Here is a 12,823-nt window from a genome sequence, read left to right as displayed (position 1 = left end):
ACCATTGGTTTGTTAAACTAATGAATCTTTATTTATAGCAAATATCTATCATTAAGTTGTATCACAAATGTACCAGTGTTTTTTTGATAGAGACACTTCCGTAATCACTTTAGAGTAAATATGTTGAGAACACCTAAGAGTATGTCTATTAGTCGAAGGCAACTTTTGAAATCTGTGGCTGCGATGTCATTATTTAACATTGCCGGATGCAGTACAGCACCCTATGGAAGCAAGCATTCGTATTTGACTCAAATCATTGAGCCCCAAAACCAAAATACTGTTTTTCATTGGGTTGACGTTTTGCTTCAACAAACACGAGACCAGCGAATTGTGCCACCACGTGCGGCCTATAACTTTGCGATGCCTATGGTGGCAGGATTTTTAGCTGCGAACGCGATATTAAAGGATTATCAAGAGCCCTTCGGCGTAGGCGAAGGGCCTAAGGATGCAGACCCAGAGGTCGCTTACGGTGTGGCATTCTCGATTGCAGCCGCCGAAGTGTTTCAGCAACCATTTTTACGGGAGAAAAAGGCTTTCTTGGATGGTTTTCCAGATTCAGTTTCAAAAACTTCTGGAATAGATTGGGGTAAGAAGGTCGGGCGTCACGTGGTTAAAATGCGCAATAACGACGGAGCGGAGCCCAGTGAGGTGAATTACTATTTAGGGCGATATAAAAGGCGACAAGACAGTCTTAAATGGAGCCCAACTGGGACCTTCTACAGTGCTGATCCTGGGCCGGCATTTGGCTCTTTTGATCGAGGTCTCTTTCCAGGGCACGGTCAAATTAAACCTTGGTCCATGCGTTCTGGAAGTCAGTTCCGGGCGACAGAGTTTTACGACCCGGCCAGCCCTGAGTTTGCTGACGAGTTTGATACCATTCGGCGCTTAGGTGCAGCAGACAGTAGCATCCGCACAGCCGATCAGTCTGAGATAGCGCTGTTTTGGGAAGATGGTCCATGGGGGGTGACTCCGCCAGGGCATTTTATCTATATTGCTATGCAGGTTTTACAGCAACAAGCTACAACGTTTAACGAGCTGGCGCGCAGTTTAGCTTTGATCGGGATGACGCAATGTGATGCCTCGATTGCTGCGTGGGACACTAAGTACTTTTTTGACGTGATCAGGCCCGAAAGCGCGATACGGCAAAGAGCCGAAAAATTTCGTAACCCTGACCCGAGAGTTAAACGGCAGAGTCACTGGAAAAGTTATATTCCGACTCCGCCATTTCCTGCGTACACGTCAGGGCATTCGACTTTCGGGGCAGCTGGAGCTGAAATGATCGCGTTATTGCAAGATACTGATCGCGTATCCATTACCGGACGTTCTCCGGATGTGGTTATTTGGCCGCAATTAGAAGGCGTGACTAGGCATTGGCGAAGTTTGAGTGACATTGCCGAGGAAAATGGAATGAGTCGTTTGTATGGCGGTGTGCATTGGGAGCTAGATCATACTCAGGCAATGGCCGCAGGTCGTGGTATCGCGAAGCAAGCATTCAACGACTTTTTTCAAAGGAGGGTATGACATGGCGAATACCTCAAGAGCCCACACAAAGTATCTGTTTAAGTCAGTGTTGATCAAGCACTCACTGGCGGTATGGCCTCTCTTGGTCATGTCCCCAGTGGCGGCGATTGAATTGAATTACGAAAGTCTTTCGTCTTTAGAAAAACCATTAGCGATGCACTATGGTGACGTGACGTACCTACTTAATGGATTAGTTGATGGCGGGTACCATTATCAAGATGAAAACGAGAATTCGGACTCTCGGATAGTGAGTAACTTTCAACTCTCAGCGGAAACTCAGCTGTCTAATAGTTGGACTATGGGTGCAGCGTATTTTGGTGAGTACACATCTTCAATTAGTGACGATGACATAGGGCATGATGAAGATAACTACCAGGATAATGCCGCAGTCTATTTAGCTGGGGTTTGGGGCACACTATCACTGGGGAACGTTACTGGAACCGTTCGAGAGGAAACTCGGCGCAAAAGAGGAGTTGGCAATGCTCGTTTAAGTTTTGACGATCAACTTGGTCAATTGACAGACCTTGGCGTTGCTTACGTTATGCGATTCGGGCCAAGCAAGTTCAGTGCAACGATTGATGAAGATAATGGGTTTGAATTGGGAGGCTCCTATCAGCGACCTCTTGGTAATAAAGACTACAGGTTGACTGCGAGAGTGAGAGATACGGTGTATCAGCCGAATCCGGCAACTGATGTTGTGTTTGATTCTCGATCTTTGGGCTTCGTAGGAGAGCTTACTTATGGTTCCTCTGTGTTTGATATTGGCGTGGGAATTGAACACTTAAAAAGTGATACCTATGACGCCCGACGTGAATATTTGACGGTTGGCGCAGCTAGAAAAATTGGTCGGCATACGTTATCGGGAGCAGCTCATATTGGTAGCACAGAGGGGCAACGCGAAACATCTTATGCGATAGGCCTTAGCAGTGATATTGCGAGAGGATTGTCATTGAATCTTGGAGTTAACTACAAGGACCTCGAGTCGGGTGATTTTGATTTACCGTCAGACCTAGTACGTGGCACTGATGCAACAATTTCGGTGAGATACAGTTACTAAATATTCTAAGTCGATCCCAAGGATGGATACGACTTGGGATATGGGTGGGAGAAATGCTTGGCTTGAATCACTATGTTGATTCGATAGAAAGGTATTTTCATCATTTAGCTAAGGTAATTGGAATCTGCTTTCATGGGTGAGAACTATCTTAAAAAATGATGGCAACCAGAGACCCAGGAGTATTGTTAAATGGCTAGGAAGAAAAAAAATGCGAATCGAGAGAGTAAAAAAATATCGCGTGAAGAGTTTCAAAATCTAATAAAAGACATTGAAGTTAGTGACTCAGAATTGGCCCCATATTTTACTTTGGACGGCATGGAATCTGATGGCTTTGCACCAAGCGTAATAGTAAACGAGTCGCTGATTTCGGATAATAATGAGGGAGCTCGGTTACTTAATTCTGCTAACAGTATCGCTCGTTGGAGGCGTAACAGACGCTATCGTAAACGTATAAAAAATTGGAACGGTATCAAAATTGTTGCCGAAGGTGATTCTTGGTTTCAATACCCCTTTGTTTTAAAGGACGTCATTGATCAGTTGTCTGATCTTGATCAGTTTAGCTATGCGATTTTCGGGTTGAGCGAAGCGGGTGATTTACTATCAAACATTATTGCTGAAGACGAACTGACTAACGCCATACAGCGAGAAAACCCCGATGTTTTTCTGTTAAGTGGCGGAGGCAACGATATGGTGGGCAATGAGCGGATGGCGACGCTCGTACACCCATTTAAGGCAGGTCGAAAAGCCGAAGACTACCCAAATGAAAAATTCGATGAGTTTTTGGAAGAGCTGGGAAAGCTATATAAGGGCTTGTTCGCACGGTTGATCCAGCAGTTTCCGCATTTGAAAATTGTCTGTCACGGTTATGATGATGCGATTCCGTCTAACGGGCCTTGGCTAGGCAAGCCGCTGATTAAACAACAAATCAAGTCTGCCAAGTTACAGCGAGATATTGTGGCTGAGATGATTCGTAGATTTAACGAAGAGTTAGAGAACCTTGTTCTTGAATTTCCTGGCGCTGTGTTCCATGTTGATTGTCGCGGTGTGGTAGGGTCTAAAACGAATTGGTACGATGAACTTCATCCTAGAAACAAGGGATACCTTGAAGTTGCTAGGAAGTTCGACACAGTAATTAAGCAAGCGTTGTCTATGCCGACAATATCGCCTCATTTTGAGAGCGATATCAACATTGTATCTGGCTTAGGTGAAAATGCTAAACCTCTGACAGGGCTGAGAGAACTGGGTGATGATGAATTCGCTGAGTTGGTCGTTGCACGAGCGGAAATGATTCTCGATGAGCAGGTTAAAAGTCCAAAAGATAAAGTAGAGAGACGTCAGATCGAGCAAGGATTTGAAAAAATTAACTACCAATCAGACTTTTTGCCAAGCAGCTTTTTAGAGGTGGGTGTCACTAGGGCACAGTCCGTATGCCGAATTTCAACGATAGATCCTCTTGGAAAAGCGTTTGCTAGTGGTTTTTTGATCGGGACCCGTGGTTACATTATGACTAACAATCACGTACTAGAAAATGAAGATATGGCGAGGTCAAGTGTCTTAGAATTTGACTACGATCAAGACTCTGTCGAATATAGAGCGGTGTTGCGGCCGGATAAGTTCTTTATAACCAGTAAGGAGTTGGATTTTACTATCGTGGCTTGTGATGCGAGCTCTTTACCAAACTCTATAGAGGCCGTGCAAATACCAACTAGTAAGCATCTTATCACTCGTAAAGAGAGAGTTAATATTGTTCAACACCCTCAAGGACGTCGTAAAGAAATAGCGATCCACGATAATACGGTAACCTACGTTTACGATAAGGCAATAAGGTACTCCGCGGATACGGAGCGGGGATCCTCAGGGGCTCCCGTATTCAATAACAATTGGCAACTGTGCGCGTTGCACCATGCTGGTTGGAAAAAAGACACCGGCGGTGCTACGAATGAAGGGGTTCGCATAACAAGTATTGTTGATTATCTTCGCTCTAATATTGATGAACATAATGACCAAGCAATTCAGGAAATATTAACCGGACAAAACCACGCCAAACCCATTGAGTCAGTTTCGGAAACCCAAGGAATCAATTCAGCCGAGAGCAGTTTGACCATCAATATCGCAAATCAACGAAGAGAAATAGTCATTAACGTGAGTGATTAGCCTAGATTAATGGCATCCTCTGCGCCGCTTAGCCATTTGATCTGCAATGAAAGATGGTTAAGCGAGTGTGAATTTGATCTTTCGGACTAGTAAGAATCATATCTAAAGTTAGTTAACCATCCTTAGTTTGTTTCATGTTTTTAACTCACCACCCAAACAGGTAAGCCACCGGCAGTGAATTCAAACAATTGTCAGATAAATTTTTGCTGTGCTATAGTCATCAATCAGTATGTAGTTTACGCCCGTTGAAAGTGCCGTGTAGAGCGCAGACGAAGCGGTCGGGATTGGAAACCAAACTATAACTCGGCTGGGTGGGGCCATGAGCTGGTGGACAAGGGACAACGCGAAGAAAACAATTCCCGAGAAAACTCTTCCAGCGCCTCTGTGGTGAAGAGAATAGGTGTTGGCGACCAACGCGCCGAAGCCGAACTCGTAGAAAAATATTATCAAACACTCCATTTTATTTTAAAGCGACGGTGTAATGATCCTCAGTTGGCCGCGGACATTGCCCAAGACGCGTTTATTGTCGTTATTGGCAAGGCCCGCGCTCAAGAGATTAACAACCCTGAGGCTATAGCCGCGTTTATTAGGCAGACCGGTGTAAACCTCATGATTGCTCATTTTCGAAAGGAGACGAGGCGTGCAACTGATACTTACGGTGAAGTAGCAATAGAAGTTCCTGATCATAATACCAATGTGTCTCGTGCAGTAGAGTCCAACCAAACCTTGTCGTTAGTGCAGCAGATGATTGGTGAAATGAAGGTCGAACGAGATCGAGATATCTTAATCAGCTATTACGCTAAAGAAGAAGAGAAAAGCAGCATTTGTAACAGGTTAGACCTAACATCAGCACACTTTGATCGAGTGCTTTTTAGAGCTAGAGCGAGGCTAAAGCAACTTGTTGATTTTAAATTGGGGGGCATTAATGTCTTCGATTGAAATTATTCTTATGTTCAGGGTGAGAGAAACGTATTTCCTTCGGCACTTACCTCATAGAAGTTCACACTTAAGTGCACCGCAATCGGGGGCAACCCGCCAACCACATATAGAACCAGTGGAGGTGCACTCTAATGGATAAAAGATACATAGAAGACAATGAAATTGAGATTAAATACCTACGTAACCAACTCGCGCCTGAAGAGGCTGAGGAGTTTGAGGTGTATTTGATGGAAAATCCATGCTTTCTAGAACAGTTAGAGACCACGAGTGTGCTTATGAAAGAGGTGCCTCAGGTGAAACCTGAAGCCGTTACTGAGATAGAAAAACGCTCTCTTTTAGGTTCAATATTAACGATGAAACCGCTATTGAGTGGCTACATCGCCGGGGCGATGACCGTTGTTGGTGTTATCGGGATATTGAGTGTGAGTGAGCCTAGTGTTGACAATAATCCAACATTTTCACAAGTGGTTTATTTGAGCCCAACAAGAAGCGCCGGTGAGTTAGATACTGATTTTCTTGAAATAGTATTTCCACCAGCAAGTTTCGAGAAAGGAAGTAAAGACACTTTGATTCTCACTGTTGATGCTAATTCAACCCCTAACGATGATGTCGAGATTTACCTTACTCCAAACGGTTCGAATACTAAACCGAGAAAGAGACTAGGGATATTTAAGGTAGATGAGCTGGGGCAGACCACTTTCTCGATACCCACCAGAAATTTGTCTCCAGGAAAATATAGGTTGTTTCTTAACAATTCAGAAGTGGGAACAAATGCTCTCTTTGGAATAGAGATCATAGGGAAAGCCAATTAATTGATATGTCCTGTCAACTGAATAACAACGGAAGTAAAAGAGGTCCGATTTCATCTATTGTTCGACTTAGCGGTGACTTAATGTTTAATGAGCTTCTTAAGCATAAGCACTGGAATATCCCGTTTTCTTTCTTTGGGAAGAAGCCTCTTGCACGTTGGCATTTATCAGAGTCTTCAGTCGAAAAAATCATTGATGCTATTGTGATGGAGGAGGGAGCTAGTGGTATTCAAGGTTTTCCTGCTGGGCTTACGTACTTAGGGCAGCTGATTACTCATGATATTGTTAGCGATTCTGAACCTGATGGTTGGCGAGCTACCGCGCAACTAAACCTCGATAGCTTAATTCCGGATTTCACTAGGTTTAATAAATATTCAATGAAAGATTTGTTAAACGATAACGGAGAGATCCTTTTAGGAAAAAAAGAAATCAAAAATAAAGATAAATTACGAGGCGATCTATTCGATTTTAAACGAGAGCGAATAGGATGTGGTAGCAAGAGAATAGCTAAAATACCTGATCAACGAAATGACGAAAATATAATTGTTTCTCAAATGGCGATGATATTTATGCGGCTTCACAATTTGTTTGTTAGAGATCTGGTCTACAAAGATAAGCAAAGAAAAGGCGCCATGCGTGATAACTACGAAATAGCTAGAGCTGCGACTTCGCTGGTGTTTCAAACAATTGTTGTTGAAGAATATTTGGCTAGAATTTTAACAAGAAAAGCTTGGGAGCATTATTTTAAGAAGGAGAAAAAGCCTTTTTTTTCAAAGTCAACCAAAACTAAATATAGAGTCCCTTTAGAATTCTCACATGCAGCGTTTAGGTTTGGTCATTGTATGGTAAGAGAGAGCTATAGTCTGCGCAAAACAGATTGTGAAATTAGTACGACAAAACTCTTTAGACGAAGTATGCCACTCGAAGAGAAAGATCATCAAATAGATTGGGATCTTTTTTTTCCGCCTGCTCCAAAAGGAAAGGGTGACCAAGATAGACGTCCTCTTTATGATTCGCAAGTGGTAAACATAAATGGATTTAATAACGCTTCACCGCTGGGTTTACACATTGCAGGTGCTTTAACGGAGGTCCCTTTTCGAAAAAAAGACCGTGATATGAGATTTCTAGAAAGATACGAGTTAAGAAAAGCTTCTGTTTGTTCTGCCTCCAATCCCTCTAGCGCTAAGAGAGAACGGTTTAAGCATTTAGTTATTGGTGACTTGCGAGCTTCAGCGAAGCTTCCAACCGGAGGAGATATTTGTCGCGTACTTTATAACTTCAGTGATGATTTTGACTGCATAAAATCCCAATCTGAGATTCTTAAAATAGCTGATTTTCCGACAAATAAAGAAGCATATGATAAGAAAACAGACTTTTCTTTGCATGATCATAAACTCTGGCGGAACGTAAAAGTAGGACTAAAGCGAGGTTGTAGGTTTAAGGAAGAAGGAACTCTGAATATTGGTAATGCTCCGCTATGGCTTTTTGTTTTGAGGGAAGCTGAAGAGTATCCACTTGAAAAAACAGAGCCTAGACCGGCCTATGAAGAATCGTTAAATCCCCATCGCTTTAAACTTGGCCCCCTCGGTAGCACAATCGTTGCTGAGGTGATTTTTTCTTCAATAAAATCTGCTGCTATTAATATATGGGATACAGACATCGAAGCTAAATTATTAACAGCCTCTAAATTATATGAAGACATTATTGAAGAACCATCTATGTATAAATTAATAACCAAGGTAATTGCACTGGAGAGTAAGTATGAACAAAAAAGACACATGTGATATACGAAAATGGGCAGGAGGCGCTGGGGTTTTCTACAAGGCTCGAGAAGGATCGAAATTAGATTATTCCCCAGTTTTTCAAAACGCAGGTGTATTAACCAAATATCTACCTAAAACAGACGCATCTGGTTCTGTAGAAGATTATGAAATAAGTCGTCATTTAGACTCGACGAGCAGTTCAATAATATTGACGCCGCGCGGGTGGGATAATGATATCGGTCGAGTGTGTAAGCAATTAAGATTTAAATTATTTAGAATTTCTAGCACTCAAGAATGCTACTTAAGTGCTTATCCTAATTTAAGAGTAGATCCTGAATATCCCGATACAGTTGTGTTTAGAGTTGATGATCAAAATAATTTCATACTTACTAGATGGGACATAACCTATGTGGAAGCGACAAGAGCACTAGAAAGTCATATGCTTGGAGAATTGTATTTTGAAAAGAGTGATGTGAACGGAATACCGTTGGATTCAGGAGCACTATTCAAAACCTCATGGTTATGGAGAAACTAGATTTTCGTTGAGTTACATAAATAAGTTTCATTTACTCTTATTGGCGCTACTTTCAATCACTCTTTTTGAAAGTAGGGCTAATTCGATAAGCACGTTATTCGAGCAAGATTTAGACGCATCTTCACATCCTCATGTGGTGTACGTTGATCAGCTTGCGACTGATACGGAAGTGCATCTTGTCGTCGATGAGGCTCGGAAAGAGACGCTTACACTTAAGGCGAGTAGGAATGTTGGTGTGCTTTTCTATTTGCCGCCCAGTCATGCTAAACGAAAGATTTCGCTTAAGTTACAACGGCAACATGCTTCTCCACTTCCTATTGCGGCTAGGTGGAATGTAGAGCAGCTTGATCGCAATACAAATTCACAGAAGCATACAGAGCAGTATTGGCTTACGTTGAAGCTAGCAATGGAAAGTGCAGAAGGGCTTAAAAAGAGCTTGGTCCTTCAAAATACGTTATTGAACAGTCAAGGACTGAAAGATCCTCTTAGAACTTTCGTACAAAAATCATACTTGAATGGGCTTCTGGAAACAGAGAGCTATCAGGAGGTATTTGACTACGTCAAAGCTCAGGATAATGCGTTTGATGTGAGTGTCATGGAGGCTAACGGAAACAGTGTGTTTTTTGCCTGGGCTCTCGCCACCGCTTACGCTCAGCAAGAGCAGTATGAACAAGCAGCACTCTATTATTCAAGCATGGTTCAACATTTGGAGAAAAACGTTGAGCGGTCTAGTTGGCAGGATCTGGTTCATGTAAACGCTAGAGTTGGGTTGGCTACCTCTTTGGTGTTACAGGGGTTACAGTTGGGAGAAGCATCACTTTTGGCGTCTGGTAAAGACATGTTGTTAAATGCTAAATCAAGAGCTTCTGAATTGGGGGACAGTCTATTGATGTCCCAAATTGAGAACGCGCTAGCACCCTACTACTTTGCCACGGGAGACTTTGTTAAAGCAGAGGAGGCCCTATTAAATTCGATTCAAATTAGTAAGGATATTGAGTTTGAAAATGGTGCTGCGGCAGCTCTCAATAACTTATCGGTTCTGTATCGTAGACAAGGGCGGTTGCATGACTCTTTGGCATCCATAAAGAATGCACTGCATTTAAAGCGCAACGACGATTACAGTTCAGAAAGAGCCAACTACTCTCTAAATTTGGCGACCGTTTACTCTGAACTAGGCAAACATAATTTGGCCTCAATAAGCGCAGGCAGAGCCAGTGAAGAATACAGCAATGTTGGGAATGACTACGCCGCTGCGCAAGCTTGTTTAGTGCAAGGCAAAGCGTATCGGTATGGTCGTCGTTTTGAAGAGTCGACAAAAACAAATAGAAAGTGCTTGTCGAGTTTATTGGACGTTTTGGATTTAAGCGACGATAACCATAAAGAAGCCAACAGAGACCTAGCGCAAGCGTATTTGCAGATAGCCCTCGACGAATACGATTCAGGGGATTTTAAAAAAAGCCAGATACTTGCGAATCAGAGTAAACATTATATGTTCGGCTCGAGTGGATTAGCGGCCCACGAGTATTTCTTAACCAGTGCGCTGGAGTTAGATGTCATCCTGTTGCTTTCAAGCTTATCTTTAGCTTCAAAGGATCATCGTGAGTTCAATAAGTATTTACCCAGTCTAGAAGCTTTTTTTTCAAGTAAGTTGACGCAAGATAAATTTCTACGTCAGAAACTATCATTGTTAAAACTTAAGGTGTCATATTTTCATGCACTTGAGGATTTTCTAAGTGTGGACGGCGTCATCGATTCGATGTTTGAGCTCGGTGAACAATTAGGTAGCAAGTTAGATGGCTTATATCTTGGGCCTGCATGGTCTGCAGAGTTTGCCGCAAGTTTTGACGAGCATATTGCACGAACTATCTATCGTGCTGAAGTGGATCAAAACCCAGAACTGTATGATTCTGTATTTCAGGTTTTGGAAAGATTAAGTGGCGCCAGTTTGCATACTAGTAGATTAGAAGGGGCTCTGGTGGCAATGCCTGATAGAGGAATTGTGCAAACTGAGCGAAATGCATGGAGCGCTGCCACCGTTCGAGATAAAAAGGCCCAGACAGATTCTCTGCTTAAGGTTATGGAGAATAGGAGCGCACTACTGGAGCCTTCGCGTTTGCCTATTAATTTCTTAGGGCGAACAGTTTTGTCGACTAAAGAGGTCCAAGATCAATTACAGGAAGGCGAACTGGCTCTAAAAGTATATCAAAGCGATGATGTCGTTTTGATATATTTAATTTCCAATCAACGTATAAAAGTTATTAAAAAAGATGGCTCAAAACGCCAGTCGGAGTTGTTGAAGGACGCGATATCATTGATTACGAAGCGCTCCAGTAAGTTCGGTCAAAGTGGCTTAACCGTAGAGGCAATGTTTGGTGAAGACAAAGACCTAATTCTTGAAGCGACGAAAGTAATTTTTACTGCAAATAATGATGTGTCGTCATTCCCTCTTGGGTCTCTCAATATAGCGAGTTCTGGAGAAAGATATATGCCGCTTAGCAGCCAGGCTGAAGTGGTTTCAACTTATTCTTTGAGTGAATATTTCTCTAAGGTCGATGGAGATTCTAAGGCATTCACGAATGACTTTGCGGTATTTGCAGACCCTGTTTTTAATACTGAGTCAACAGACAAAGAAAGTGCAGAAGATTCTGAACTTAGATCTTGGTCGGCAACACTGAGACGTCTGCCTTGGTCAGCGAAAGAAGCGTCCCATATCAAGAACCTGTTTAATGTTAAACGAACAGAAATCTATACTGGGAATGAAGCCACCTCTGAACGGCTATTATCCAAAGGGCTTAGAAATAGCCGAGTTTTGCATATAGCGACTCATGGCTATTTTAGTTCTGAAACTCCCGATGTGGTTGGTATTGCAACGTCTCCGATAGGTGAAGATTCACCGGGCTTTACAACACTCTCAAGATTGTTTAGTAAGAGCTATGACTCGAATTTAATCGTGATAAGCGGCTGCGAAACTTCGTTAGGAGATGATTTAGGTGTCGAAGGAGCACACAGTCTATCAAGAGCGTTCATTGCTCGTGGTGCAGGTTCAGTTATTGGAACTTTGTGGCGCGTACCAGATCGTCCGACCGCCGAATTCATGAAGCTATTTTACAACGAGTTAAAGAAACAGAATGGAAATGCCAGTCGGGCACTGGTAATGGCTAAACGGTCATTCTGGGAGTCGGGTCAGTTCAGACACCCGTACTTTTGGGCTGGTTTCAACTTAACTTCTGTAAACCGGGTGTACGATACCAATTCGTTTAGATAAATAGTAATTCGTAGAATCTAAATTGAACGATAATGGATAGGTCTATAAGATCTGTTGGCAAAAGCTAAGGAACTGCTTTTTTGTGAGAGAAACTCCTCAATGGTGTCACTAAGAAAGAAACACATCGTATCTTTTACTCCAGGGAGCAGCCCATGTCACTTTCAGCATGTACTTTTAAATACCCTTTCGTCGTATTACTTATTTTTCTCGCCCAGTCAGTTCAAGCCAACGACAGCGGTGCGACGGATGCTTTCAAAGGATTTGGATTTGGCGTGGGTTTGTCTCTCACTGTAGATACTGGCAATAACGACAGAGTCGCTTCAGCCTCGGTAGTGGACGGCATTGTTCGTGTCGATAATGAGGACGATACGTTAGCTCGAGTCATGCTCGAGTCTCATTACTTTTTGCCTAACAAAAAGGGGAAAACGTTACTTGGCACGCTTGATGGTTCTAGATGGGGGCATGGGCCATTTGTCGCAGTTAGACCAGGCAGTGGAGACGTGATAGATGCAGTCGGCATCGGTTGGATGCTTGGTTTAAAGAGAAACGTCGCTGACCCCAAAGATGGCACCAGTTGGAATTTCGGAATTGGGTATGTCGTTGACCCCGATACCCAAATATTGGGCGATGGCATTTCGGCTAATCAACCGTTACCCGGTAATGAAACAGTGGTGCGGTATAAGGAAAAGACGCAGACAGGGTGGTTGCTCATGGCGTCATTTACTTGGTGAGCATGTTGCGCTTCACAGAAAAGGAATTGAGCGTTTTTAATTGCGACTA

9 protein-coding genes are annotated in these 12,823 nt (G+C 42.9%); all 9 read left to right on the top strand.

Annotated features, from left to right (window positions below; genetic code table 11):
• Window positions 1–183: 183 nt before the first annotated feature.
• The 9 genes from ABWW54_RS01505 (at window position 184) to ABWW54_RS01465 (ending at window position 12,774) form a co-directional block, all read left to right on the top strand.
• Window positions 184–1,521 (top strand): vanadium-dependent haloperoxidase, encoded by a 1,338-nt coding sequence (locus tag ABWW54_RS01505; RefSeq protein WP_353409384.1) that lies wholly within the window; start codon window positions 184–186, stop codon window positions 1,519–1,521.
• Window position 1,522: 1 nt separating this feature from the next.
• Window positions 1,523–2,578, top strand: a complete 1,056-nt coding sequence (locus ABWW54_RS01500; protein ID WP_353409382.1) for a hypothetical protein — start codon at window positions 1,523–1,525, stop codon at window positions 2,576–2,578.
• 189 nt (window positions 2,579–2,767) lie between these two features.
• Entirely contained in the window at window positions 2,768–4,732 is a 1,965-nt protein-coding gene (locus ABWW54_RS01495; protein ID WP_353409380.1) for a trypsin-like peptidase domain-containing protein, read from the top strand.
• Window positions 4,733–5,059: 327 nt separating this feature from the next.
• On the top strand, window positions 5,060–5,671 hold the full coding sequence (locus ABWW54_RS01490; protein WP_353409378.1) for an RNA polymerase sigma factor: 612 nt from the start codon (window positions 5,060–5,062) through the stop codon (window positions 5,669–5,671).
• 131 nt (window positions 5,672–5,802) lie between these two features.
• Window positions 5,803–6,483, top strand: coding sequence for a hypothetical protein (locus ABWW54_RS01485; RefSeq protein ID WP_353409376.1), 681 nt, complete (start codon window positions 5,803–5,805; stop codon window positions 6,481–6,483).
• Between the two features lie 80 nt (window positions 6,484–6,563).
• Entirely contained in the window at window positions 6,564–8,264 is a 1,701-nt protein-coding gene (locus ABWW54_RS01480; RefSeq protein ID WP_353409374.1) for a peroxidase family protein, read from the top strand.
• Window positions 8,242–8,778, top strand: coding sequence for a hypothetical protein (locus tag ABWW54_RS01475; protein WP_353409372.1), 537 nt, complete (start codon window positions 8,242–8,244; stop codon window positions 8,776–8,778). The genes ABWW54_RS01480 and ABWW54_RS01475 overlap by 23 nt, the downstream gene beginning before the upstream one ends.
• A 7-nt stretch (window positions 8,779–8,785) precedes the next feature.
• Entirely contained in the window at window positions 8,786–12,043 is a 3,258-nt protein-coding gene (locus tag ABWW54_RS01470) for a CHAT domain-containing protein (RefSeq protein WP_353409370.1), read from the top strand.
• Between the two features lie 152 nt (window positions 12,044–12,195).
• Window positions 12,196–12,774, top strand: coding sequence for a hypothetical protein (locus ABWW54_RS01465; protein ID WP_353409368.1), 579 nt, complete (start codon window positions 12,196–12,198; stop codon window positions 12,772–12,774).
• Window positions 12,775–12,823: the final 49 nt, after the last annotated feature.

The organism is Arenicella sp. 4NH20-0111, assembly GCF_040366405.1.
Taxonomy (GTDB): domain Bacteria; phylum Pseudomonadota; class Gammaproteobacteria; order Arenicellales; family Arenicellaceae; genus Arenicella.
Note: the sequence above shows the minus strand (reverse complement) of the source record. Positions and strands in the feature narration are given on the sequence as shown.